Raw genomic sequence first — 26,236 nt, forward strand, 5'->3', positions numbered from 1 at the left:
CGGACTGTCAAATGATTTCTAGTTCTTAACGGCATTTGACAGACATTTTAGGTGTTATCTCAAGAATTTAGAAATTAACACTTACAAAGCAGGAAATGACATCTTGTGTACTGCATCATTCTGAGACGAAACCTGCGGAGTCAAAGTATCTCACATATGATAGGAGACTCCCCGAAAAAATCGGGACAGGCTTTCTCTTCACTCAGAGTGACGAACATTTCTGTCATTGCCTATTGCAAACAGGCAATTGATTCCGGATTTCTTACCAAAACTTACCTTCTTCCGAACTCTGCCTTCGCCTCTTCGAGGAAATTCACAAAGTTTTGGATATTGGTATCATAAGCTTTGGGTCTGACCAATAACTCTTCATTATGATCCAAAATCACATAGTAAGGCTGCGCATTGTTGTTGAATCTTGTAATCTGGAAATCTGCATTCTGCTTACCGATGGTAGATTTTACTTTTCCATCATAGTCAGAAGTGTACCACTCAGATTCAGGAAGTTCATGGCGCTCATCTATATATAGGGCCACCATCACAAAGTCTTCCTTCAAACGCTGCAAGACCTGTGAATCCGACCACACTCTTGCTTCCATTTCTCTACAGTTCACACAACCATGTCCAGTGAAATCAATAAATAAGGGCTTGCCAGCTCTCTTGGCTGCTGCCAAAGCCTGATCATAATCAAAGTACCCTTGAATCCCATGTGGAAAATGCAGGAAATCGGCATATTTCGGTACATCATCCAATTGGTTTTCAGAAGAAGCTACAGAATACCTGTTTTCAAAAATATTGAAATCATGTGTAGACATTGGAGGCAGGTAACCACTCAAAGCTTTCAATGGCGCTCCCCACAAACCAGGAATCAAATACACTACAAATACAAATGTGGTTATGGCCAGCATCAATCTTGGCACACCGATATGTTGCATAGGTGAATCATGGGGCAACCTGATTTTGCCCAATAAGTAGAAGCCAAGCAAGGTAAAAATCACCACCCAAATGGCGATATAAATATCCCTGTCCAACAAGCCCCAATGGTAAACCTGATCAGCTACAGATAGGAATTTGAAGGCCAATGCCAGTTCGAGGAAACCCAAGACCACTTTTACAGAATTCAGCCAGCCTCCGGACTTAGGAAGCGAATTCAGCCATTCCGGGAAAATAGCAAATAGAGTAAAGGGAATAGCAAATGCCAAAGAAAAGGCAAACATTCCCAAAATTGGTTTCACCAAAGCACCACCTGCCGAACTGATCAGAATCGATCCTACAATAGGGCCCGTACAGGAAAATGACACCAAAACCAAAGTGAAAGCCATGAAGAAAATTCCCGTCATGCCACCCTTGTCTGCTTTCGCATCCATTTTATTGACAAAGCCACTTGGCAAGGTCAGTTCAAACATTCCCAGGAAGGCAAAGGCAAAGAAGATAAAGATCAGAAAGAAAAAGACATTTGGAAGCCAATGGGTTGAAAGCCAATTGGCAAACTCAGGGCCCTGAATGGCAGCTACTGCCGTACCGGCTATGGTGTAAATACCGATAATGGAAAAACCATAAATAAATGCATTTCTAATTCCACTGATCCTCGATTTTGCCCTTCCGGTAAAAAAGGTAACGGTCATTGGGATCATAGGAAAAACACAAGGGGTCAGCAAAGCCGCCAAACCCGCAAGGAACGCAATCAGCATAAAACCGATCAGGCCCCCTTGCTCTCCCTCTTCATCCAAGCTGATATAACTTCTTTCTGAGGCGGATGCTTCTTCTGCTACTTCCTCTTCTCCGCTTTCATTTTCAATGTTTTGTATTTCTTCAGCAGGTACTTCGCCAGCTGATTCACCAGCTGCTGTGGTCCCAGGTAATGCTTGAGCTGCTAATGAAAAATCTTCCTCAAAAGGAATACATTTACCATCTATATCTGTACACATTTGATAATTTACAGATCCCTTTGCGAGGATAGTTTCAGCTGTTATCCTGATGGTCTGTTCAAAAGTACCCGTGCCCACAAAATAGGTCACTTCCCCTTCCCAAATTTCATCAAATTTCTTTTTGGAATTTATGGCTTTTAAGCCCCCTACCAGGACAAATCCTTCTTTCTCTTTCAACTCCAATTCGGTCAACATCGGACCCAAATCCGGATCAAAATCATTGGAATAAATGTACCAATCCCTGGGTACTTGTGCTTTAAAAATGATCTTAACCTCATCCCCTACCTTTAAGTTCTTTTCTGATAATTGAATAGTCCACTTGGGCGGTGCTATTATCTGAGCAAAAGTCAGATTAGAGAAAAGAATTAACAGAGAAAGGATAACACTGATTTTGAAGTATTTTGACATCTTGGTGATCGGCTTAACTAATTTGTAATAATCGAACTTTTTGAAAAATAGTTCAGTAATACCGGTTACACAAAAGAAAACCGAGGCCTAAAAACTTTTTAATCTGTTTTTGGCCTCGGCCCTTCCATGATTATTGTGCTAATTCATTTTTAAAGTGCTTGAAGAACAAAGCGATGGTCTCGATGCCCATAAGATAGTTCTTCACCCCATAATGCTCATTGGGCGAGTGGAGCGCATCCGTATCAAGTCCAAAGCCCAAGAGGATAGGATCCAATCCCAATTCCTGCTGAAACAGGGCGCAGATCGGAATGGAACCACCTTCTCTGGTTGGGATGGCTTTTTTACCGAAAGCCTCCTGAATAGCCAAATCAGCTGCTCTGTATCCCGGAGTTTCAGTAGAAACTACCGCCGCTGCACCGCCATGGTGAGGGGTCACTTTCACTTTCACGGATTTTGGTGCAATGGCTTTGAAATGATCCTCGAATAACTTAGCGATCTCCCTGTGGTCTTGATTAGGTACCAATCTCATGGATATTTTGGCGTGGGCCTTGGAAGGCAATACCGTTTTGGCACCTTCGCCGGTGTAACCTCCCCAGATGCCGTTGACATCCAAAGTCGGACGGATACCTACTCTCTCAATGGTGCTGTAACCTGCCTCTCCATGCACATCGGCAATGTCCAATTCTTTTTTGTAGGCCTCAAGGTCAAAAGGCGCTTTGTTAAGGTTGTCTCTGTATGCTTTGGAGTACTCCTCCACCTTGTCATAGAATCCCGGAATGGTGATGTGATTGTTTTCATCATGCAATGAAGCAATCATCTTGCAAAGGATATTGATCGGATTGGCCACTGCACCTCCATAGGTACCGGAATGTAGGTCTCTGTTTGGTCCGGTCACTTCAACCTCCATATAGGCCAAACCTCTCAGGCCAACAGTCACGGAAGGATGCTCCAAGGAAATCATATGGGTATCGGAAACCACCACCACGTCTGCTTTTAGCTTTTCCTTATTTTCCTTTACGAAGATGTCCAGGTTGGCAGAACCTACTTCCTCTTCCCCCTCGATCATGAACTTCACGTTGCAGGGCATGGCATTTTCAGCCATCATGGCTTCAAAAGCCTTCACATGCATGTAAAACTGTCCTTTGTCATCGGCAGAGCCACGGGCAAATATAGCCCCTTCAGGATGTCTTGGAGTCTTTTTGATCACCGGTTCAAAAGGCGGGGAGTCCCAAAGCTCATAAGGGTCCGCAGGTTGCACATCATAATGCCCATAAACCAAAACAGTTGGCAAAGAAGGATCGATGATTTTTTCACCATAGACGATGGGGTATCCAGCTGTTTGGCAAAGCTCCACTTTATCCGCTCCGGCCTTTTCCAGACTTTCCTTGACAAAGTCCGCAGCAGCAAAAACATCGTTTTTGAATTTGGGGTCCGCACTGACGGAAGGAATACGCAACAAGTCAAAAAGTTCGTTCAGGAATTTTTCCTGATTGTCCTGAATATATTGTTTTACTGACATATATGGGTTAATTCTGTTTTTTTTAAGATGGGGTTAAAATTACGTTATATCTCAAGAATTGCCTATTTTACCGAAAACTTTTATCCATGAAAGCCATTCTTTGTACCGAATACGGAGGCCCTGAACTCCTCAAATATACCGAAACCGAAGATCCTTCCCTTGGTGAAAAAGAGGTGCTCATAGAGGTGGCGGCCTGTGCTGTCAACTTCCCTGATGTGCTCATCATTCAGAACAAGTACCAGTTTAAGCCCGATCTCCCTTTTTCTCCGGGTGGTGAAGTAGCCGGTGTAATTGCCTCGGTTGGCCCTGGGGTAAAGCATCTTCAGATAGGACAACGCGTTTTAGCACTTTGTGGTTGGGGAGGATTTGCCGAAAAAGTGAAAGTATCCGCTGATCGGGTATTTCCTGTTCCCTCTTTTATGGATGATATTACCGCCGCATCTACCCTATATACGTTTGGAACGGCATACCATGCCCTTAAAGACAGGGCAGAACTCAAAGTAGGTGAAACCCTCTTGGTGCTTGGTGCCTCTGGTGGCGTGGGATTGGCAGCCGTGGAACTCGGAAAAGTGATGGGTGCCAAGGTGATCGCAGCGGCCTCGACGGCCGAAAAACTGGCCATCTGCCAAGAAAAGGGTGCTGAACACCTGATCAATTATGAAACAGAAGACCTCAAGAAGAAAATCAAGGAAATCACTGCTGGCAAAGGCGTGGATGTGATCCTGGATGTGGTGGGCGACAAATATGCCGAACCTGCCTTAAGAAGTATGGCATGGAAAGGGCGCTACCTGGTGGTAGGTTTTGCTGCAGGGGAAATTCCCAAGTTGCCCTTCAACCTGGCCCTGCTGAAAGGCTGTTCCGTGATGGGCGTATTTTGGGGCAGGTTTTCTTCTGAAGAACCTAAACTAAGTCAACAAAACCTGATGGAGTTGGTGGGCATGATCCAAGCAGGAAAAATCAAGCAGCACATCTATAAAACCTACAGTCTGGAAGAAACCTCTCAGGCCCTCAAGGACATGATGGAAAGGAAAGTGATGGGGAAAGCGGTAGTGGTAGTCAAAGAGAGGCGAGAGACGAGAGACGAGAGAGTAGAAAGAGGGATTTCGGAGGGCGGATTTCGGAAAGGGGAAGGCGGAAGTGGAAAAGTAGTATTTAGGTCAGTGGATGATTTGAAGGCCTATGTAGGGAAGAGTTTGGGAACGAGTTCCTGGACTAGGGTCAGTCAGGAGGTGATCCAAAAATTTGCAGAGACCACAGAGGATTACCAGTGGATCCATGTCGATACTGAAAAGGCCAAGGCCCTGATACCAGGAGGAAAAAACCTGGCCCATGGGTATTTGACCTTGTCTTTGGCCCCAAAACTCCTGTATGAAATTTTACCTTTGGAAGGGGTGCAAATGGCATTGAATTATGGTGTCAACAAAGTACGTTTTCCAGCTCCGGTTTTTTCAGGTGATCAGGTAAGGCTGAAAGCCCGTTTGACCAATTTAGAAGATAACCCGGATGGAAGCATTAAGTTGTATATCGAGGCAGAAATGGAATCGAATGCCAGTAACAAACCCGTATGTGTGGCCGAAATGATCTCTATGGTGAGATTTTGATGATTTTCATTAAATTTAAGGTATGAAAACGCTTCAGGAGATAAACCACATTTTAGAAAAAGAGAAAACCTTACTTTTCAAAAAGTATCCAATTAAAAGCTTGGGGATTTTTGGCTCTTTTGTCAGAAATGAGCAAACTCCTTTAAGTGATGTTGACCTTCTAGTAGAATTTAATGCAACTATTGGAAGCAAGTTTATTGATTTAGCTGACGAATTAGAAGATTGTCTTGGCATCAAGGTTGATCTTGTTTCAAAAAATGGGATAAAAGAAAAGTATTTTTTGGCCATCAAAGATGAGTTGGCCTATGTCTAAAAGAGATGACAAACTTCTCCTTGGAGATATCTTGGAGGCAGCTACCAAAATTTTGAAGTATACTCAGGGAATGAATTATGATACTTTCATAAAGGATGAGAAAACGATTGATGCCGTAATAAGGAATTTTGAAATTATTGGTGAAGCTTCATCAATGCTTAGTGATAGTCATAAACAATCAAAAAACACCATCCCTTGGAATAGACTTAAAGGATTTCGTAACAGATTGATCCATTAATACTTTGGCGTCGATTACTTGATTTTGTGGACTATTGTGCAAGATGAACTTGAGATTTTACTAAAAGCAATCAAAAGAGAAAATCCAAATGAATAAAATCCTTATTGCCCTACTTTTTATGCTTAGCCTGCCATCCTTAGCCCAACATAAGCCTTGGATGATGGGGCCTTTTGAAAGGCCAAAGGATGCAAAACCTATTATTTCTCCAACAGATCAAACTTCTTGGGAGGACCCCATGAGTGGAAGAAGCGTCTTTTGGGAATCTATGGCCACTTTCAATCCAGCGGCCATTGTCAGGGATGGAAAAATCCATGTGTTGTACAGGGCAGAAGAAAAACTGGGTGAAAAGGAAATCGGAGGGCATACCTCCCGCTTGGGTTTGGCCATCTCTGAAGAGGGGAAAACCTTTCATCGGCTTACAGAACCCATATTTTTCCCTGATCACGACAGTCAAAAAGAGTTTGAATGGCCGGGAGGGACAGAAGACCCAAGGATAGTGGAAACTGCTGATGGATTATACGTACTTACCTATACGCAATGGAACAGGGAATATCCCCGCTTGGCAGTCGCCACTTCCCGTGACCTGAAAAATTGGGAAAAGCATGGCCCAATTTTTAAGGATTTTAAAGATGGAAAATACCACAATCAGGAAACCAAATCAGGAGCAATAGTGACAGAATTTAGGGATGGGAAACTGGTGGCAGCCAAGCTCCATGGCAAATATTGGATGTATTTTGGAGTGCCCCATATCTGGTTGGCCACTTCGGATGACCTTATACACTGGGAACCCATAGAAACCATAGATGGGAATCTTGCTCCTGTACTGAGTCCCCGACCTGGTTATTTTGATTCTTGGTTGGTTGAAGCAGGACCACCGCCTTTATTGACAAAAGATGGGATTGTGGTTCTTTACAATGCCGGGAATCAGCAGCACATTGGCGTAAAAAATCTTGGTAACCGTCTCTACACTGCTGGACAGGCCTTGTTCAGTAAAGAGGAACCTTGGAAACTTTTGGACCGTACGGATGAACCTTTCTTAAAACCGGAATTGCCTTTTGAAAAATCAGGGCAATATGTGGACGGAACTACCTTCGTGGAAGGACTTGTGTTTTTTGAAGGAAACTGGTACCTATTCTATGGAACGGCAGATTCTATGGTGGGAGTAGTGGTTTGGAAACCTTAAGTGAAAAATAAATTCTGCCACAAATTCAAATCGATAAAACAAAAAGATTACCGTCTGTCAGCTAAGCTCCTGTACTTTAATAAAAGCAAGTAAGATCACTTTTTTTGGATTGCATTTTTCGCTAGCTTTTAACCTCTTAAGATCGATTAACCTAATTAAACCCAATTTCAATGAGTAACCTCAACATCAAAGCGGTCGCAGAAAATACCTATGATGCCATCGTAGTAGGTTCAGGGATTTCCGGTGGATTTGCAGCCAAGGAACTCTGCCAAAAAGGCCTCAAAACCCTAGTTCTTGAACGTGGCCGATTGGTCACCCACATTCAGGACTATCCCACCATGAACATGGATCCTTGGGATTTTGAAAACCGGGGCAAACTAACCCATTCCGAGCGGGAAGATTTTTATGTTCAGGCCCGTTCAGGATTTGTCAATGAAGACAATAAACATTTTTACCACAATGATAAAGCAGATCCCTATATCGAAGAGCAACAGTTTGACTGGATCCGTGCAGATGTAACAGGAGGTCGTTCTTTGCTTTGGGGAAGACAATGCTACCGCTGGTCAGATCTCGATTTTGAAGCCAATGCCAAGGAAGGCATAGGGATAGACTGGCCTATCAGATACAAGGATATTGCACCCTGGTATGATTATGCAGAGCGCTATGTAGGGGTTTCAGGCGAAAAAATGGGGCTCCCTCATTTACCTGATGGACAGTTTTTACCACCCATGGAAATGAACTGTTTGGAAAAACATGTCAAGAAAGAAATTGAATCCAAGTTCCCTTTCAGATACATGACCATTGGTCGTGTGGCCAACCTTACTGTTGAACATAATGGAAGAGGTGCCTGTCAGTCTCGAAACCGCTGCCATAGAGGCTGTCCTTATGGCGCATACTTCAGCTCGATTTCTGTCTCCCTTCCCGATGCTGCCAAAACAGGAAACCTAACCCTAAGACCTAACTCAGTGGTGCATTCCGTCATATATGATGAAACAAGCGGAAAGGCAAAAGGAGTAAGGGTAATCGATAGAGAAAGCAAAGAAATGATTGAATATTATGCAAGAATCATTTTCCTGAATGCCTCTGCACCGGCCACGGCCGCCATCATGTTGAATTCTATTTCCGATCGCTTTCCAACAGGAATTGGAAATGACTCGGGTGAATTGGGCCATAATATCATGGACCATCATTACCGCTTAGGTGCAATCGGAACTTATGAGGGTATGGAAGATGATTATTACAAAGGCCGTAGGCCTAATGGAATTTACATCCCAAGATTCCGAAATATAAACGAACAAACCAAGACAGATGCCTTCCTGAGAGGCTATGGATATCAAGGAGGTGCTACCCGTGCCAATTGGAGCAGAGGAGTCAACAATAAAGAATTCGGAGCTGAATTCAAGGACAGCATGATGCAGGCCGGACAATGGTCTTTTAGAATCGGTGGCTTTGGAGAAGTGCTGCCTTACCATGAGAACAGAATGTATCTACATTCCAGCGAAAAAGATGAATGGGGCATTCCCAAAATGGTCTTTGACGCAGGATATAAAGAAAACGAGTTAACCATGCGTAAGTATATAATGTCAGATGCAGCGGAAATGCTGGAAGCTGCGGGATTGAAAAACGTACAAACATTTGACAACGGTGGCGCATTGGGAATAGGCGTTCATGAAATGGGAACTGCAAGAATGGGACGTGATCCCAAAACCTCTGTCCTTAACGCATATAATCAAATCCACTCTGTGAAAAATGTATTTGTTACGGACGGGGCATGCATGACTTCTTCAGGAACACAAAATCCATCCATTACTTACATGGCTTTGACTGCCAGAGCGGTGGATCATGCCATGAAAGAAATCAACCGTGGAAATCTTTAAATCTTAGAACCATGAACAGAAGAGACGCCTTAAAAAGCACCGCTATGATATTGGGTTATGCGATTACCGGTTCTGCGGTAACTGCCCTGATGCAATCCTGTGGAAGGGGAGAAAAACTCTCCTGGACACCACAATTACTTAGTCAGGATCAGGCTAAAATACTCGCTGCTTTAGTAGATAGAATTCTTCCCCGTACGGATACGCCTGGGGCACTGGACGTGGGAACCGATGAATTTATCGATAAAATCCTTGTTTCTGCCTTTCCCGAGAAAATCCAAAAAGGTTTTGCCTCAGGTTTGGATTCCTTCAACACCACTGCCAAATCCTTGCTGGGAAAAGACTTTACCAAACTGGATAACAGCAAAAAAGATGAAGTCATCAAGCATTTTGAAGAAAAATCAGAAGCCCTTCCTGGTGCACTTTGGGCATATAACTTTGCCGAAGGAGATGAATTTCCTTTTTACCGAATGATGAAAGAACTGGCTCTGCTGGGATATTTTCATTCTGAAAAAATAGGTAAAGCTTACCTGGCTTATGATCCGATTCCCGGACCTTTCAAAGGGTGCATTGATTATAGTGATGTTGGAAAGGCTTGGACAGAGTAGGTCCTAATCCCAAAGTAAAATATTTTGATTTCAGAATTTGCTCTTTCTTCCTTTAGCCACTTCAGATAAGAAATTTGAAATCTCTTTTCTGAAGTGGCAGGGCCTTATTTCCGGGCTTCTTTGTAGATGGCATCCAAAAGACTTCCTGGTTCCTTGGTGTCGTTCCCTAATTCCCAGAACATAATTCCTCCAAGTTGCTTATTAATGGCGTATCTGGTCTTAAGAGCTACAGAAACAGTATCATCATAGGATACCAATAAACTATCTACTGCCTGATACATATAGGGGGCTTTAGCTTTCTCATCCCAAAATCTGATAAAATTGCTATCTGCTTCGTATCTATCGCGGATCTGATGGTAGGCCAACCAGCCAGTGTGGATTTCACTGCTCCGCTGATATAAACCTTGGTTGGTAGGAGGCACTCCTTTCCAAACCCTTCCATAAAAAGCCGAGCCAATTACAATTTGAGCTGGGTTTACACCTTTGCCAATAAGAAAATCTACAATCTTTTCCACAGACTCTGGATCATTATCTGGGGCAGCATTGGTTGCAAAGAGACTATCCAGATGGGATTGGAAGGGTGTGCCTTCAATGTCCTTGTTGCTCACATACCCTAAAGGTGTATGATGCCCTGTATATATGGATTCCCCTGAAACTTGGTCATAAGTCATCACATTCATATAATCTGCATATTTCATGACTTCGTCCACTTCGATAAAGTCATAATACCTTTTCCAACCTGCGGAAGCAAAGGTCAGGATTTTTGGACTATCGAAAGTATCCAACATCTCCCTAAGCCCTTTCATCAAAGCAGTAAAATTCTCCGTATCCTCTGGCCTGGCCATGGTACCTGCTCCAGAAATCCCTGGGTACTCCCAGTCCATATCCATGCCATCCAATTGATATTGCTCAATGAAGCTTTTTGCACTTTGAATGAATTTAGCACGGCCTTCCTCTGTAAGGGCCATATCAGAAAAACCATCTGCCCCCCAGCCTCCGCAGGCAATCATTACCTTCAAATTTGGATTTCTTGACTTCTGTCTGACTAATGCCTCCAACTTCGGGCCTGCCACATCAGGATTTCTAAACCTCATCTCCCCTTCAATGACTACAGTAAAGGAATAAATGATATGACTGAGTTTTTCAACTGGGATTTTCTCTGGCTGATAATCCCTTTCTGCTACGTAATAGGCCATTATGACCGGTTTTTGCTGATCATCCAATGAGGGTGAATTACAGGCCATCAAAAATGGAAAACTTATGGCGACCAATAAGAGGTGCTTTATTTTTAAAGGAATAGTAGCAAACATGTTGTTTAAATTTTTATGGAAACCAGAAATACTTATTAAAAAAAATACAAAATACCGGAAAAACAAATATTTTTATCACTTATGATGGCCAACTGATTTGATTTAACAATCAGCTGGTTATTAGGGGGCAATTAAAGAAAACACTCGTCCCAAACTAGATGACCTACCCATCTGTTAAATTACAAACGCAAATGATCAATAAAATTCTCAAAAAAAACTGTTTCGAATTTATAGGCACTTTAAAATCAACATTCATCATTTTTACATTTTTAATTTGTCTTAAGACAGCTTGTCAATCACCACAACAGTCTCCATTTGATATTTCTCCCGCAGATTCGATGGATCCGAAACGGCTTGTAGCCCCATATCCATCCATAAGCATTCCCGAAGGTGCTGACCTTGAATCCAAAATTTGGAAAGGCATAGATTTAAGTCCAAAGCCCCCCATAGTACCTGTCTCAGCAAATGAACAAAAGAAGACATTTGTACTTAAACCTGGATACAAAATGGAACCAGTGCTTTCTGAACCCCAAATCCGTGAACCGGCAGCAATTAGTTTTGATGGAAATGGGCGTATGTATGTGCTAGAACTAAGGACTTACATGCAAGATTTGGATGCAAAGGGAGAATTATTGCCCACTTCGAGAATTTCCCGTTGGGAGGATCTGGATGGGGATGGTGTCTATGAGACTGGAACTGTGTTTTTGGATAATCTGGTGTTTCCTAGGTATGTAGTACCTTTTGGCCCAAATAGCATCCTGTCCATGGAATCCAATGAGGATCATGTCTATCGATATACTGATACCAATGGTGACGGTAAAGCGGATAAGAAGGAATTGTTTGCCTCAGGTCTTGGTAGATCTGGTAATGTGGAGCATCAGACAAGTTTTTTGACCTGGACCATGGACAATTGGATGTACAGTACTTATAACAACAAACGGATACGTTGGACGCCAACAGGTGTCATACAGGAAGAAAGTGGCAACCCTTGGGGTCAATGGGGTGTTACCCAGGATAATTACGGAACCATTTTTTTCCAAGATGGAGCAGGAGGAGTGCCTCAAGGCTTCCAATTCCCAATTGTTTATGGAAATTTTCAGGTCAAAGGAGCCCTGAAAGAGGGCTTTCGTGTACCATATAGTCTTGTGAAATTAGCAGATTTTCAGCCTGGAATGCAGGAAACCAAACCTGATGGTTCCTTGTCCAATGTAACAGGAGCTGCTGGAAATGATGTATTCCGGGGAGACCGTCTTCCTCAGGATTTGGTAGGTGATTATATCTATGGGGAACCTGTAGGAAGAATTGTCAGAAGGGTGGTAACAGAAAAAATAGAAGGGTTGTCCTACCTTCAAAATAAGTATATCAACGAAGGTTCAGAATTTATTCAATCTACTGATCCCTTATTCCGTCCTGTAGATATGGCAACTGCTCCGGATGGCACTTTGTATATCGTGGACATGTATAGAGGTATTATTCAGCAGGGGGAATGGACACAGGAGGGAAGCTACCTGAGGACAAAGATCCAACAATATCAAATGGATGATATCGTAGGTAATGGTAGAATTTGGCGGCTATCTTATGAGGGTTTACCCCGAAATACCAAAAAACCAAAAATGTATGAGGAATCTGCAGAGGAATTGATCAAGCACTTGGAACATCCTAATGGCTGGTGGAGGGATATGGCCCAGCAAACCTTGATTCTTAATCAGGATAAAAGTATAGTCCCTGAACTGACCAAATTGGCAAGCAGTTCTTCCAATGAGTTGACTAGAATCCATGCACTTTGGACACTGGAAGGGCTGGGTGAACTTAAGGTTGACCTGGTCAAAAAATTCACACAAGACCCCAATCCGAACATTAAAATACAAGGATTGCGGGCTGCTGAAACCCTATATAAATACGGAGAAAAAAGTTTGACTGAGATTTATTTCGAAGCTGCCGCTGACAACAACCATGATGTGGCACTACAGGCATTGCTCAGTGCCCATGTTCTGAAAATGGATAAGATAGAAAAACTGATTTCAGATACCATGAATAAAAATCCATCTCAAGGAATTCAGGTAATTGGCAGGCAATTGTTAGATAGATTGGAGGAGGCTAAAAACTCATCTTCTAAACGGTTCGAAGAAACTGAGAGGAGGCTTTTCGTAAGGGGAAAGGCTATATTTGATAACTATTGTTCCACTTGTCATGGTCCAAAAGGCCTAGGTTCACCTACTGGGGATGGAAGGTTGATCGCCCCGGCATTTTCTGGTTCTCCTAGAATCCTAGGCCATCCGGAATATGCGGTGAAAGTGATGCTGCATGGATTGCAAGGGGCTGTTGATGCTCAGGAGTACGAAGGAATTATGATACCAATGAATGCCAATGATGATGAATATATCGCATCTGTGCTTTCCTATATCCGAAATGATTTTGGGAATAGTGGTAGCTTCATAAAACCAGATTATGTAGCCAAAATCAGGAAGGATACCGAAACGCGAAAATCCGTTTTCACCTTTGATGAGCTGATAGGTGAAGTTCCAAAAGCCCTGACTTTTCAGGACAACTGGAAAGTAAAAGCGAGCAGCACTGCCCTTCTGGGGGTAGGTTCTGAAAAGGATCCTGGATACGCTTTTTCTTATAAGGGTTGGAAATCAGACGTGTCCCAAGAACCTGGTATGTGGTTTATGGTACAATTGCCAATTCCACAAATGTTAACTGAGGTCCAATTTGATTCTGGAAAAGATGAATTTCCAAACCAATTTTCCATTTTAGTTTCTGATGATGGAAAGTCATGGAAAAAAGTAGCGAATGCTGAAGGCGTACCAGGTGTAAATACAGTGGCTTGGAAAGCCCAGAGAAAATCATCTTTTTTGAAAATAGAAATAGAATCTAAAGCTGAAAAAGCCTGGTCAATGAAAAAACTAACTCTGTTTTCAAGGTAAATCAGTCTCATCAAAGGCTTAATTCTAAGTTTGAAAAAATAAGCAGAATGCAAGGCAAGGTTTTTGATATAGCAGTCATTGGGTTGGGAGCCTTAGGTTGTTCCACACTATGGCAATTGAGCAAATCCGGAAAAAGGATTTTGGGAATTGACCAATTCGCTCCTCCACATACCATGGGATCTTCCCATGGAGAATCCCGTATCACGCGGCTTGCGGTAGGAGAAGGGATGGATTTTGTTCCTGTTGTCATGCGCTCTCATGAAATTTGGAGGGAAATTGAAAAAATAAGCGGGAAGGAAATTATGACTTCCACAGGAGGCTTACTCTTTGACTCAGGGGGAAAAAGTTGGTCCAAACATGGGTCAGAGGGTTTTTTCAAAAGAACGGTCCATTTTGCCCAAGAGGCAGGAATTCCCCACGAGCTTTTTGATGCCAATGAGCTTAGAAAAAGGCATCCTGAATTCAATTTAGAAGAAAGTGGGATGGTTTATTATGAACCGAGCGCTGGGTTTCTTAGGCCTGAACTGGCCATATCCACCCAACTCCAATTGGCTGAGCAAAATGGGGCTATCATTAAAACCCACACCAGGGTATTGGGGATTACTCCCCTTTCAAGTGGCGCTGTATTGGTCAGAACCAATCAGGGAGAATTTGAAGCTGGAAGGGCAGTCATCAGTGCAGGGGCTTGGGTTAAGGACTTTCTGCCCGGGATGGTAAAATCCCACTTTAAAATCTGCCGTCAGATTTTGCACTGGCTACCAGTTAAAAATCAAGCTTTCGCTCTGGGAAATACACCGGTATACATGTGGGGATTTGGGCCTGATGCAGAAGATTTTATTTATGGATTCCCTTCCTTGGACGGCCAATCGGTTAAAATGGCCTCTGAGTCATTTGTTGAAAGATTTCATCCGGATACTTTATCTCGGGATGTTGGCCAAGAAGAACAACTGGAGTTTATAAAAGAGAAAATTGCAGGACGTTTCAACCATTTGGAGCAACAGGTTATCCAGTCCAAAGTTTGCATCTACACTGTAACCCCTGATTCCTATTTTGTGGTAGATGAAATCCCTGATTTTCCGGAGGTGATAGTCGCTTCAGCATGCAGTGGCCATGGATTTAAGCATTCAGCTGGATTGGGTGAGGCAATAGCAGCAAATATCCTTGGTAATGAAACAATATTTGACCTTAAACCCTTTGCATGGAAATAAAAAAACTAAGGTTGCTGAAATCTCAAAATTTCTATTTTATCATCATTCCTAATGAAGAGAGTCCATAATTCTTCCTTTACTTTGAGTTGAAGAATATGCTTGATTTGTCCGTAAATTCCTAAAGATCCTCTTTGGAACGGTACAAAATTCCCTTTCCCGTCCCCTTTGAACAAATTTCCCCAACTTCCCAGATAAGCTCCAAAGTAAGGTGCCGTTTCGATAAAATTTCCTCCAGTAATCAAATCCAACAAACCATCTCCATCCAGGTCTTGGACATGGATGGCTTGAATCGGGGCAAATTGGGCCTGAATAGGCAGGTTTATTATTTCAAATTTGCCATTCATGTTTAACCAAACTTGGGAGGAAAATTCTTTTGCTTCAAAATAAGCCCCCCCGTCCAAAGGAGTTTTTTTGAATACTTGTTCAATAGTTTTTCCGGCAAAATGAGAGTTTCTCACAAACTCTTTCTTCATTGCTGGTAACCTTTTCACCAATTCATCTCTGTTTGCCAAGGGAAAATATTGGTGATTCAAAGGATAAGCAATCACTTGGTCTAAACTTCCGTTATTGTCCAAATCTTTAACCCACATTTTAAGAGGACTCAAAGCATCAGATTTTAAGCGGGTGTTTTTCCCAATATTTCCAAGGATAAAGTCAGGAAACCCGTTTTTATCAATATCATGGACTCGTATGGTATTCCACCAGCCGTTTGTGTTTTCCAAGCCATAAAGGTGAGTTTGGTCAACTAGTTTAATGCCTTCAAATCCATAAATCTTCACTGGCATCCATTCTCCAATTACGATTAATTTTTTACTCCCGTCTTGATTTAAATCTACCCAAGAGGCGTCTTTTACCATCCCAGAAAATTGGATTTCAGGACCCCAAATTTTTGTCCAATCCTCAAATAGCCCATTCCCTATATTTTTCAATAGATAACTTTGAGGGACTTCCCCATATCTCCCAGCCCAATTCCTACCTCCCACAAAAAGATCCAAAAGCCCATCCTGATCAATATCCATAGGAATAAACTTTGCGACCTGAAGATTAGGATCAAGCGGTAAACTGATTCCTTTAGCCAATTCCCCATTGCCCAAATTCCTGTAAAATTTAGAATGTGAATTTGGAGATGAATTATGTATATTTCCCCCTCTGCCTACAATTAAATCGGGTAAACCATCCTGATCAAAATCCTCCCAAATGACAGTAATATCCTCAAAATCTGCATCCCGAGACAATTCCTCCGGGCATAAACCTTTGAACCTGCCATTTTTGTTTTGTAGATAAATCATTGGTTCTTGGCCACTTGCTCCCCCCAGAAACACATCTTCAAGACCATCTCCATTAAAATCAAAAATTAGTGCGGCTGGGCCTTCTCTTGATATTTTGTGGGGAAGAAGCGATTCTAGATTAAAATCATTATAATCATCTTCCTCGTGTACGAAGTCTAATCCTGATTCCTCGGTACTAATAATTTCCCAATTAACGGGTTTATTCAATTGGGTAAACTTAAAATTCCCATATGCATCAAATTGATTTAAAGTGAGGGTTTGATTGGCTTTGATTTTTTCCAATTTTTGGAAAGATTGGTCCGGCCAAATCACAACAAGAGAATCCAAAGTCTTTATTTGACCTAATCCTATATGGATTTCTGGGGCAGTGCTGGATTGGAATCCCCGGCTGGTATAATTTTCTTGGTATATACTTAAGTCACCGCTGTAAGCAATCACTTTGGCCCCTATTCCAAAAACATTGAGCCCATTTCCAGAAAATCTGACTTTAATGAAATTGCTGCCATTTCCCCAATCCATTTCTATGGTTTGGTTCTTAAAAATTTCCGCTTTTTTGTTGATATGATTGACAATCAGATCAAGGTCTCCGTCATTGTCCAAGTCAGCATACACTGCCCCATTTGAGATAGTCTTTTGGGAAATGCCCCAATTTTTGGATACATCCTGAAATTGCAGGTTACCAGAATTTTTAAAAAAATAATTCGGTACAAGGCCTTCAGGCATTTTTGCTGCAAGGTCTAAATTTTTTATCTGGTCGAGAGAGGTTGCCCCAGTTATAAAATTGATGTAATCCACATCATTGGGCCTGAGCTTTATTCCATTTGAAATAAAAACATCCTTTAGACCATCGTTGTCAAAGTCTGCTAACAAAACTGCCCAACTCCAATCTGTAGCATAAAGACCTGCCAATTGGGCTATTTCAGAATATGTCCCATCCGCATTGTTCAGTTGAAGCATATTCCTTGAAGCTTGCCTTTCATATCCAAAATTGAGCTTTAATTTAAAAATTTCATATGGATCTTCTCCAACGGACATTTTTTGGGTTTTTTCATCTTCGGGCAACATATCCAAGGTCATAATATCTATCCAAGTGTCATTGTTAATATCGGCGAGATCATTCCCCATGGAAAAGCGGCTTGAATAAGTTAGTGACTTGGATATGCTTTCTTTAAAAGTACCATCTTTTTGATTGATATACAGGTAGTCATTTTCATTGAAATCATTGGAAACATAAATATCAGGCCATCCATCCTTATTAAGGTCAGCTATACCTATTCCTAAACCATACCCGACTTGGCTAGAGAAAATACCGGCTTCATTGCTTACTGCTGAGAACTTTATTTCACCCTTATCCAGGTTATTCCGATAAAGTTTATCACCAGCTTGACCATTATCAATATACCTAAGTGCAGCCCGGCCAAAACTCCTTTCAGTATGGACTGCATGATTCAACAAATACATATCTAAATCACCATCTCCATCATAATCAAAAAAAGCAGCTTGGGTACTGAAACCTTTGAAATCAAGCCCGTAAAGTTCTGCGCTTTCTGTAAATGTCAAGTCTCCATTGTTGATATATAGTTCATTCTTACCCTCAAGTCCTTTATATCCGCTAACCCTACAGAGATAAATATCCAAAAATCCATCTCCATTGATATCCACCATGCTTACTCCGGTTTTCCAAGGACCAGGTGAAACAAGACCTGCTTTTTCAGTAATGTCTTCAAACTGAAGGTTTCCTTTGTTAAGATAAAGTTGATTGCCCTGTTGATTAGATGAAAAATAAATGTCCAATAAACCATCGTTATTGATATCTCCTACTGCTATTCCTGCACCATTATAGAAATAAAGGTATTCTATTATATTAAAAGATTCCTCTTCTACCAGTTCATTGGAAAAATCTACTCCTGAATAAGAAGGCTTTATCGATGTGAAAAGAGTTTCCTCTGTACTATCCACATTCTTTGAATGGCAGGCCCATAAAACCATCCCAATAAAAAAAGGGTTAATGTAAAGTTTTGCCTTATACTTGCTTCGTTCCAAGCTTTGGTTCAGTTTTGATTATAATCAGGACTTATGCTCTTTTCGTATTCGGATTTAAGTCTTTTTTCCACTTCTAGGTCTGTGAATACAGCCTGAACAAATTGCTCATCTTTGACAAATAAATTGATTCTTCTTTTGCCATCAATTTTATAATATACTTTGCCTTGAGTAGGGTGATTGATGAGTTTAAAATCTTCTCCATAATCTTTTTTATACTCTTCGAGAATCTCTTCCAACAGATTTTCTGCCCAATATTGACGGTTCCATGGTGCCCAGGCAATAAAAGAATAAGTTACAGGCATTTCAAATATCTTATAGTCAATGAAGGTGGGGAAAAAGCGCATACTTACTTCACTTGAAAATTTATCCTTGATCCTATGCTCTACACTGGTGGTACCCCCCGGGCCTTGTGTTATGATTTGTTCTTTGTTTAATTCGGTACAATGGTCAAAAAAATCTTGTTGTTTCATTCCCAAATAAAACCCAAAAAACAATTGATCATTTTCTGTTGTATTCTTTTGAATAATATTACAGGCTGTTAAGCTAAGCAAAAAAAGGAACACTATACTCTTATTTATTGGATTCATAGCAATGGAAATGGGTGGGCTGATGACTACAAGTGATTATTAACTTCCAAACTTAAATATTACGATTTTCTGTTGATTAGCACAAATTTCACCAAATTGTTTGACAAAAAAAGCAGGCTTAAACCAAAGTTTATTGCCTGCCTTTAATAAAATCAAACCCTATTTAATTAATTGTATCCTGGATTCTGTTTTAGCCTTGGGTTGGCTAGAAGTTGTGGCTCTGGAATTGGGAAAAGCTCCAAATGACTTCCAGGCTGATGAACTCTTTTTGGTCTATTCATTCCCTGGAATGGCCACCAAGCCTGACCATATTTCTTGAACCTGATAAGATCCTGCCTTCTGGTCATTTCTACAAACATTTCCCTCCCTCTTTCTGCTAATAAATTTTCCTCTGTCAAAGTGGTAAATGGATCGAGATTGCCGGCTCTTGCTCTAATCTGATTGACCAAAGCCAATGCTTGGCTTGTATTACCTAGTCTAAATCTTGCTTCAGCCAAGGAAAGTATGACATCTGATAACCTAAATATGACAAAATCATTACTCATATTATTGGTTCCGCCCATCTCAAATTCATATTTGCCAATCCTTGCTCCTGCCTGTCTTAATCCCTGTGGCCAAATTTCATTCAAGTATGGCATAAATGTCAATGGCGGTCCATCAGGGTCACCGTTTCTACCTGTAGCATCAAATGGTTCAACGCCAGGATCTACCAACCTACTTCCATCTGACCTGAACTGAGGACCTACCAGGAAGTTGCTTAACCTACCATCAATGGTTCCAACAGATTGTGACAATGCGAGACCCTTCCAAACAGGACCTTGAACTCCGGGGTTCTTTGAAGGGTCTATGTAAGAATTGTAAAATTCTTCAACAGTTTGGTATCCGTTCCAAGGTTGCTGGGTAAGATTATATGTCGACTGGCTGGCAATGTGTAATGTCATCATGACCCAGTTAAACCCTCCGGCAAAGACCTTGTCATATGGATATACAAAGATATTTTCTGTAGAACCGGCATTGTTGATAAGGAAATTGTCTTTATAACTAGGCATCAAGCTATATGGACCACTATTGATAATTTCCTCAGCATCAGCAGCTGCCAAAGCCCATTGTGGAGTACCTGTATACACCTCAGCATTGAGATAAAGCTTCATCCTGATAGTCAATGCCGCCCATTTGGTCATTCTTCCATAAGTAGTCCCGTCTTTTGCTGTCGGGAGCAATGGAATTACCTCATTCAATTCGGAAAGGATAAAATCGTAGGCTTCCTTCCTAGTCTTTGTACCTGGAGATTCCAAAGCGGTAAAGTCAGTTACCAAAGGAATATTGCCAAATGCATCCATTGCCCAATAGTAAAATAAAGCTCTCAGGGCTCTCAGCTCACCAATAAACGCAGCTGAATTGGGGTTATCCAATGACTGGAAAGAAAATATCAGACGATTGCAGGTATTAATGCCACCAAAAAGGAAATTCCAAGAATTCTGGAAAAAGGGATTATCAGGTAAAAATTCATGTTGGTGCAACTGTAACAATACCCCTCCATCAAACCAATCACCTCCTTTGGTTGAAATAACGATTTCATCAGAAGCGAGCTCATTGATGGACCAAAGACCAGAGTGGTTACCCAATCCCCCCAAAGAACTATAAGCCGCTCCAAGTGCAGAAATAAACTCTTCATTTGTTCTGAAGAAATTGTCTGCAGTAACCTGGCTGTAAACCTGTTCCTCAAGATCGACACAGGACGTGGTTGTTAAGCAACTTAATCCTAAGCCAATCAAGATGGTTTTTATGTTCAATAATTTTTTCATATCAACTTAATTTTTTGCTTAGAAACTTAAATTAACACCGATTGTAGTGATGGTAGTCGTGAAGTAAGTAGCTCTTCTTTCTATACCTGGTGCCAGTGGATCATTGGTCTCTGTATCTAGGTACCTAACCTCTGGATCTACACCTGTATAACCTGTAAACATAAATGGACTCTGAACTGATAGAAAAGCCCTAAGTCTAGTCACATTTCGGCCGGGACCGAGTAGAAAATTATAGCCTAAGGTAGCATTGTCCAATATGACAAAGTCCGCTTTTTCTACATGGCTACTGTTATATTCAGCTTTGGTAATCCTTGGATCATAATACTTGGTTTTGACAACATTGTAATTCTGAACAGTTGTACCTTCCAAGTTCTCATAGAATCCTCTGTAGCTATTAATTAAGTAGTGGCCCACTGAACCCCTAAAGAAGAAATTCAAATCCCATTGTTTATAAGAGAATGAATTGTTGATACCAAAGTTGAAAGTAGGATAAGCTGTGCCTAACTGTGCCCTGTCCTCATTACAATTACAGTATCCTCCACTGCCGTTTAAATCTTTCATTCTTGGGCTTCCATCTTCATTGACTCCATCAAAAATTGGCCCCCAAATCTGTCCTAGAGGTCCACCTTCCTGAATTCTAATCAATTGGGTCAAGTTTTGGCCTGGAGATCCAAAATTAGAGCGATAATTTACTTCTCCGAAACTCAGATCCCCGGAGGAAAGGCTTCTCAGGTTTGTACTCAAAGTAGAAAAGTTGACACCTGTAGTCCACCTGAAAAAGGATTTCTGGACAGCATTGTAATTAAGGGTGACTTCAAGACCTGAGTTCTGGATTTCCCCTATGTTCAAAACTGTAGTTGGAAACAAATTTGGTGGTACCGGCACATTGATAGGTAAAAGCATACCTGTAGTAACCCTTGTGTAATAATCAATAGCTCCATCCAACTTATTGTTGAAAATTACAAAATCAAGACCTACGTTATATTCATCTTTTGTTTCCCAGGCCAAATCCGGGTTGGGGTTTGAAATTGGACCAAATGAAGGTACAAACTGCCCGTTGTAGAAGAAGTTGCCCTGCCGGCCAAATCTAAGTAATGAAAGATAGGATTGATTAGGTTGCGTACCTGTTCTACCATAACTGGCTCTGAATTTCAATGCCGTAACTCCGGTAATATCCACTAAGTTGGCAATATTTACACCTGCGCTCACAGCAGGGAATAGACCCCATTTGTTATTGGCCCCAAAACGTGATGAGCCTTCATACCTTGCACTAATGGAAAGTAAATAAGTATCTTGATAGTTAAAGTTTGCTCTGCCAAAAAAAGCAACAAGTCTATTTTTATCAGCATAACTTCTGACCTCAGCAAGTCCGTTAGCAAAATCCAAAGCAGCTCCGATATTATTATATGTAAATGCATCGGTCAAGAAATTACCTGCTTGCATCCAACTGCCCTGATTGAAGAATTCCTGGAATGAATAACCACCAAGTAAAGCCATATTGACCTTGCCCAAATCCTGACCATAATTTACGGTAGTTTCAAAAAGGTCATTCAGTCTTGTGTCATTTTGGATAGTGGCCAATCCATTCCTTCCAAAACCACCTCCAAACTTAGCTGTCTTAGGGGAATAAGAACCTCTCCAATCTGTTTCCCTCTGAGTAGCATAAAATACAGCAGCAGAAAAGTTGGATGTAAAATTGTATTCACCTCTCAAGCTTGCCAAAATCCTACTGTCTCTACCATCAGCAATATTTTGTTCTGCTATAGATACTGGGTTGAACCAGTCAAAAATGTCTCTTTCGGTGTATGCTCCAAATCTTGCATCTTGTGGCAATGAACTTCTAACTGGCACAGTCGGGTTACTTACTATAGCATACCTGAATGAGTTTTCATTACCTAGCTCTCTATCGATGGAAGTAGTGGAGATATTGGTTGAAAATATAGCTTTATTTTTTAAGGCCCTCTGAGTCAAATTCAATCTGGCATTAAATTGGTTGAAGCCAGAATTGATCCCTACTCCTTGGGCATTACGTGAATTTACAGATACCCTATATGTAGTGGATTCAGTTCCACCTCCTAATGATAAATTGTGTACATGGGTATAAGCTGTTCTTGTGACTTCCTCTAGCCAGTTGGTATTCCCACCTAAGTCTACTGAATTTGGAACCCTCTTATACTCCTCTGCTGACATTACAGGGATTGTTCTTGCCACATTTTCTACTGCACCACTACCATTGTACTCGACTACAGTTCTTCCTGCTCTTCCGGATTTTGTCGTTACCAAAATAACACCGGCAGAACCCCTTGTACCATAGATCGCGGCAGCAGAACCGTCCTTCAATACATCTATAGACTCGATATCATTCGGATCCACTGTTGCCAATGATCCACCTATCACACCATCAATTACCACTAATGGTTCCGCATTTTCACCTACTGTGGATATACCTCTCAACCTTACGTTAAACCCTCTATTAGGATTACCTCCTGGCCTAGCAATATTCAAACCTGCTACTTTTCCTTGTAGCAATTGTCTAGGATCATTGACTGTACCTTGGTTAAAATTTTCAGCTTTGACACTTGTAACCGCGCTGGTAATTTCTTTACGCTCTTGGGTACCATAACCCACTACAATAATTTCATTAAGTGCCTGTACTGATTGAGCAAGATTCAGATTAATTACAGACCTATTGCCAACAACTTCTTCAATGGTTTGATATCCAATAAAAGAAATCACTAGTACATCGGCCGTGGAAGCCATGATGGAATAGTTGCCATCTATATCAGTAATAGTACCTCTTGTAGTACCCTTCACCAACACACTGACTCCAGGGATCCCTTCACCCGAATCTGAATCAGTAATCCTTCCTGTTATTTGTCCCTGTTGGGCAAAGGCAGCGCCTAGGCTAAAACTCAACAGGAAAAACAACAGGAACATAAAATTCCATAATTGTTTTTTCATAGGTTTAATGGGTTTAAATGTTAATAATATTTTGCTTTATCCCGCCAGAACAAAATAGGTAGCGTATCGAAAAATAATACTAAAAACAATATTTTCAAAATAAAATTTTTTCACAAAGGCTTTAAAAGATTATTACTTTCATTTTTTACATATTTTGTAAATTAAATGCGATATATTCGAAACAAAAATCAATAATTCAATTCAAAATATAATTTTGCATATAATTTGATTTACAGAATTTGTTTAACAAAGAAAATTCACTTCAAAAAAAAGATGTAGAGTGTTCCAAATTTTTAACAAAACCAGTAAAAAAAATGGATCTAGGCACTCTTTTGTTGTCCAAGCTGGCGAAATATTAAAATTTTTATATGGATGTGAAAAAACAAAGGAAATTTCAAAATTTCATTTAATGTAAATTATTAACATTTGGAAATCAAAATCTCACTTAATCGTCTAACATTTAATAAGATAAAATAAGCTTCAATTAAATCCAACCTGCTTACTTGAAGAGATGTACAAAGCTAAATCTGGAAAAAAGTAATAAGCTAGGCCAACTAATATGGGTGAGAACTCTGGAAAGAAGAAAACTACACTGTATGATTTTTAGGTCTAAGAATAAGACTTCCCCATCCAAGAGAAAAATAGACATTCATTGATAATTTGATTAATTTGATTTATCATTGTGTATATAATACACAATAAACACCAAACAACTATTCCAATGACAAAAGTCTTCCTTTCCTTTGGGTTTTTCCTATTTACACTCGCTTTGGTACTGGCACAAGGCAAAGATGGATTTCCCGTTCAGGCAAAAATCAAAAACGGAACCATTGAAGGGTTTTATGATACAAAAAGCGGAATTCAAAAGTATTTCGGAATACCATTTGCCAAACCGCCAATAGGAGACCTTAGGTGGAAGGCACCCCAACCAATTGAAAATTGGATAGGGGTAAAAGAAACAAAAGAATTTGGGCCAAGGCCAGTTCAGAAACTTATTTGGGGAGATATGAATTCCCGGTCAAATGGCGTAAGTGAGGATTGTCTATACCTCAATGTCTGGTCACCAGCTTCCAGAAATTCCAAAAACCTGCCTGTTTTGGTTTACTTCTTTGGTGGCGGATTCGTTGCGGGTGATGGTTCGGAACCACGCTATGATGGTGAAAACATGGCCAAAGAAGGAATTGTGGTAGTAACTATCAATTATAGATTGGGGGTATTTGGCTTTCTGGCCCATCCTGAACTCAGTGCAGAAGCTCCTTATAAAGCCTCTGGCAACTATGGTCTATTGGACCAAGCACTGGCACTCCAATGGGTACAGGAAAACATTGCTGCTTTTGGTGGAGACCCTAAGAAAGTAACCATCGCCGGAGAATCTGCCGGTTCCATTTCAGTCAGCTATCAAATGGCCTCTCCTCTATCCAAAAATCTCATCGCTGCGGCCATTGGTGAGAGTGGAGCCGGTATTACTGCCCTTGCACCGACATCCTTGAAAGAAGCGGAACAAGTAGGTATGGAATTTTTTGAGAAGTTTGGCATCAAAAGTATTGCAGAAGCTAGAAAACTCCCAACAAGGGATATTTATGAAATGTATAATGAATCAGGAAGGTTTGGCTTCCCTGTTGTACTGGATGGCTATTTATTGCCAAAAACACTGACAGAAATCTTCAATGCCGGAGAACAGGCCCAAGTACCTTTACTCCTAGGTTGGAATACTCAGGAAAACCCAGGTGCAGCATTTATGCAGGGTTTGTCTCTTTCAAAGGAAAACTTCATTATCAAAGTAAAACAGGCTTATCCAAATGACTATACGGAAGTTTTAAACTTATATCCCCATGAAACCGAAGAACAGGTCGCTTTTTCTGCGATGGATCTTGCTGGGGACAGGTTTATTTCTTATAGCACATGGAAATGGTTTGACCTGCATCGCAAAAATTCAGGCCAACCTGTATACCGCTACCTTTATGCTAAATTAAGACCCCCGCTAGTGGATGAAACTTTGGAAGCAGGATTGGCTGGAGGTACCTCCAGAAGGGCAAGCGATGCACCGCACAGACCCAAAGATCTTGGTGCACCTCATGCAGCAGAAATAGAATATGCCATGGGCAATTTGGACCGGATCAAAGAATTTGCCTGGACAGCTGATGATTACAAAACTTCTGAAACCATGTTTAAGTACTTCGCCAACTTTATCAAAACACACAATCCAAATGGCGTAGGACTTCCGGAATGGCCAAAGGCCTCAGCCAATGACGAAAATCCTCCTGTAATGGTGATCGATACAGCATCCAAAGCGATAAAAGCCCAAAACGATGCCAGATACAAGTTCCATGACCGTTTTTATGGGAATAATAAGTAAACGGATTTAATCCAGTGGATTTTAGAATGGGGTAGTAATACCCCATTTTTTGTTAATTACGCCAATAGATTAGCCTAATTT

At 41.1% G+C, this 26,236-nt stretch carries 16 protein-coding genes; 9 read left to right on the top strand and 7 right to left on the bottom strand.

The features are described from left to right. Nucleotides 1-272: 272 nt before the first annotated feature. Nucleotides 273-2,333, bottom strand: coding sequence for a protein-disulfide reductase DsbD family protein (locus CLV48_RS12855; RefSeq protein WP_106567700.1), 2,061 nt, complete (start codon nt 2,331-2,333; stop codon nt 273-275). A 130-nt stretch (nt 2,334-2,463) separates the two neighbouring features. Continuing rightward, nucleotides 2,464-3,852 carry a dipeptidase gene (locus CLV48_RS12860; RefSeq protein WP_106567701.1) on the bottom strand — a complete coding sequence of 463 codons (1,389 nt, stop codon included), beginning with the start codon at nt 3,850-3,852 and terminating at the stop codon, nt 2,464-2,466. Nucleotides 3,853-3,938: 86 nt separating this feature from the next. Here CLV48_RS12860 and CLV48_RS12865 point away from each other — a divergent pair, with 86 nt between their 5' ends. From CLV48_RS12865 to CLV48_RS12890, 6 genes are all read left to right on the top strand, one after another. Beyond that, complete coding sequence (locus tag CLV48_RS12865; RefSeq protein ID WP_106567702.1) at nt 3,939-5,453, top strand: zinc-binding dehydrogenase; 1,515 nt, start codon at nt 3,939-3,941, stop codon at nt 5,451-5,453. A gap of 22 nt (nt 5,454-5,475) precedes the next feature. After that, entirely contained in the window at nt 5,476-5,766 is a 291-nt protein-coding gene (locus tag CLV48_RS12870) for a nucleotidyltransferase family protein (RefSeq protein WP_106567703.1), read from the top strand. Beyond that, the gene (locus CLV48_RS12875) at nt 5,759-6,004 is read left to right on the top strand and encodes a HepT-like ribonuclease domain-containing protein (RefSeq protein WP_106567704.1); all 246 of its coding nucleotides are present in this window, start codon (nt 5,759-5,761) and stop codon (nt 6,002-6,004) included. The genes CLV48_RS12870 and CLV48_RS12875 overlap by 8 nt, the downstream gene beginning before the upstream one ends. An 88-nt stretch (nt 6,005-6,092) precedes the next feature. After that, the gene (locus tag CLV48_RS12880; protein ID WP_106567705.1) at nt 6,093-7,187 is read left to right on the top strand and encodes a glycoside hydrolase family 130 protein; all 1,095 of its coding nucleotides are present in this window, start codon (nt 6,093-6,095) and stop codon (nt 7,185-7,187) included. Between the two features lie 170 nt (nt 7,188-7,357). After that, nucleotides 7,358-9,064 (top strand): GMC oxidoreductase, encoded by a 1,707-nt coding sequence (locus tag CLV48_RS12885; protein ID WP_106567706.1) that lies wholly within the window; start codon nt 7,358-7,360, stop codon nt 9,062-9,064. Nucleotides 9,065-9,075: 11 nt separating this feature from the next. Beyond that, nucleotides 9,076-9,669, top strand: a complete 594-nt coding sequence (locus tag CLV48_RS12890) for a gluconate 2-dehydrogenase subunit 3 family protein (protein WP_106567707.1) — start codon at nt 9,076-9,078, stop codon at nt 9,667-9,669. A 104-nt stretch (nt 9,670-9,773) separates the two neighbouring features. Here the strand turns inward: CLV48_RS12890 and CLV48_RS12895 are convergent, their stop codons facing one another. Next, nucleotides 9,774-10,979: a glycoside hydrolase family 18 protein gene (locus CLV48_RS12895; protein ID WP_211299941.1), complete on the bottom strand. Its 1,206-nt coding sequence runs from the start codon at nt 10,977-10,979 to the stop codon at nt 9,774-9,776. A gap of 338 nt (nt 10,980-11,317) precedes the next feature. On the opposite strand from CLV48_RS12895, the gene CLV48_RS12900 reads away from it, so the two are divergent. Both CLV48_RS12900 and solA read left to right on the top strand, forming a co-directional pair. Beyond that, nucleotides 11,318-13,906: a PVC-type heme-binding CxxCH protein gene (locus CLV48_RS12900; protein WP_245889552.1), complete on the top strand. Its 2,589-nt coding sequence runs from the start codon at nt 11,318-11,320 to the stop codon at nt 13,904-13,906. A 47-nt stretch (nt 13,907-13,953) separates the two neighbouring features. Continuing rightward, nucleotides 13,954-15,114 carry an N-methyl-L-tryptophan oxidase gene (solA, locus tag CLV48_RS12905; protein WP_106567708.1) on the top strand — a complete coding sequence of 387 codons (1,161 nt, stop codon included), beginning with the start codon at nt 13,954-13,956 and terminating at the stop codon, nt 15,112-15,114. 5 nt (nt 15,115-15,119) lie between these two features. Here solA and CLV48_RS12910 read toward each other — a convergent pair whose 3' ends face one another. The 4 genes from CLV48_RS12910 to CLV48_RS12925 all read right to left on the bottom strand — a co-directional run bounded on the left by CLV48_RS12910 (nt 15,120) and on the right by CLV48_RS12925 (nt 23,799). After that, the gene (locus CLV48_RS12910) at nt 15,120-18,446 is read right to left on the bottom strand and encodes a VCBS repeat-containing protein (protein ID WP_245889553.1); all 3,327 of its coding nucleotides are present in this window, start codon (nt 18,444-18,446) and stop codon (nt 15,120-15,122) included. Nucleotides 18,447-18,454: 8 nt separating this feature from the next. After that, complete coding sequence (locus CLV48_RS12915; protein WP_245889554.1) at nt 18,455-18,916, bottom strand: hypothetical protein; 462 nt, start codon at nt 18,914-18,916, stop codon at nt 18,455-18,457. A 284-nt stretch (nt 18,917-19,200) separates the two neighbouring features. Beyond that, nucleotides 19,201-20,838 carry a RagB/SusD family nutrient uptake outer membrane protein gene (locus CLV48_RS12920; RefSeq protein WP_106567711.1) on the bottom strand — a complete coding sequence of 546 codons (1,638 nt, stop codon included), beginning with the start codon at nt 20,836-20,838 and terminating at the stop codon, nt 19,201-19,203. 18 nt (nt 20,839-20,856) lie between these two features. Next, a complete protein-coding gene (locus CLV48_RS12925; RefSeq protein ID WP_106567712.1) occupies nt 20,857-23,799 on the bottom strand; it encodes a SusC/RagA family TonB-linked outer membrane protein in 2,943 nt (980 codons plus the stop codon). Between the two features lie 721 nt (nt 23,800-24,520). On the opposite strand from CLV48_RS12925, the gene CLV48_RS12930 reads away from it, so the two are divergent. Further along, on the top strand, nt 24,521-26,155 hold the full coding sequence (locus CLV48_RS12930; RefSeq protein ID WP_106567713.1) for a carboxylesterase/lipase family protein: 1,635 nt from the start codon (nt 24,521-24,523) through the stop codon (nt 26,153-26,155). Nucleotides 26,156-26,236: the final 81 nt, after the last annotated feature.

It is taken from the genome of Cecembia rubra (assembly GCF_003014575.1).
GTDB lineage: Bacteria > Bacteroidota > Bacteroidia > Cytophagales > Cyclobacteriaceae > Cecembia_A > Cecembia_A rubra.

Excerpts from the sequence above, each read along its gene's own strand:
- CLV48_RS12900 (WP_245889552.1), top strand. The coding sequence starts at position 11,318 with ATGGATCCGAAACGGCTTGTAGCCCCATATCCATCCATAAGCATTCCC.
- CLV48_RS12855 (WP_106567700.1), bottom strand. The coding sequence starts at position 2,333 with ATGTCAAAATACTTCAAAATCAGTGTTATCCTTTCTCTGTTAATTCTT.
- CLV48_RS12890 (WP_106567707.1), top strand. The coding sequence starts at position 9,076 with ATGAACAGAAGAGACGCCTTAAAAAGCACCGCTATGATATTGGGTTAT.
- CLV48_RS12920 (WP_106567711.1), bottom strand. The coding sequence starts at position 20,838 with ATGAAAAAATTATTGAACATAAAAACCATCTTGATTGGCTTAGGATTA.
- CLV48_RS12875 (WP_106567704.1), top strand. The coding sequence starts at position 5,759 with ATGTCTAAAAGAGATGACAAACTTCTCCTTGGAGATATCTTGGAGGCA.
- CLV48_RS12915 (WP_245889554.1), bottom strand. The coding sequence starts at position 18,916 with ATGAAACAACAAGATTTTTTTGACCATTGTACCGAATTAAACAAAGAA.
- CLV48_RS12860 (WP_106567701.1), bottom strand. The coding sequence starts at position 3,852 with ATGTCAGTAAAACAATATATTCAGGACAATCAGGAAAAATTCCTGAAC.
- solA (WP_106567708.1), top strand. The coding sequence starts at position 13,954 with ATGCAAGGCAAGGTTTTTGATATAGCAGTCATTGGGTTGGGAGCCTTA.
- CLV48_RS12880 (WP_106567705.1), top strand. The coding sequence starts at position 6,093 with ATGAATAAAATCCTTATTGCCCTACTTTTTATGCTTAGCCTGCCATCC.
- CLV48_RS12925 (WP_106567712.1), bottom strand. The coding sequence starts at position 23,799 with ATGAAAAAACAATTATGGAATTTTATGTTCCTGTTGTTTTTCCTGTTG.
- CLV48_RS12930 (WP_106567713.1), top strand. The coding sequence starts at position 24,521 with ATGACAAAAGTCTTCCTTTCCTTTGGGTTTTTCCTATTTACACTCGCT.
- CLV48_RS12885 (WP_106567706.1), top strand. The coding sequence starts at position 7,358 with ATGAGTAACCTCAACATCAAAGCGGTCGCAGAAAATACCTATGATGCC.
- CLV48_RS12895 (WP_211299941.1), bottom strand. The coding sequence starts at position 10,979 with ATGTTTGCTACTATTCCTTTAAAAATAAAGCACCTCTTATTGGTCGCC.
- CLV48_RS12865 (WP_106567702.1), top strand. The coding sequence starts at position 3,939 with ATGAAAGCCATTCTTTGTACCGAATACGGAGGCCCTGAACTCCTCAAA.
- CLV48_RS12870 (WP_106567703.1), top strand. The coding sequence starts at position 5,476 with ATGAAAACGCTTCAGGAGATAAACCACATTTTAGAAAAAGAGAAAACC.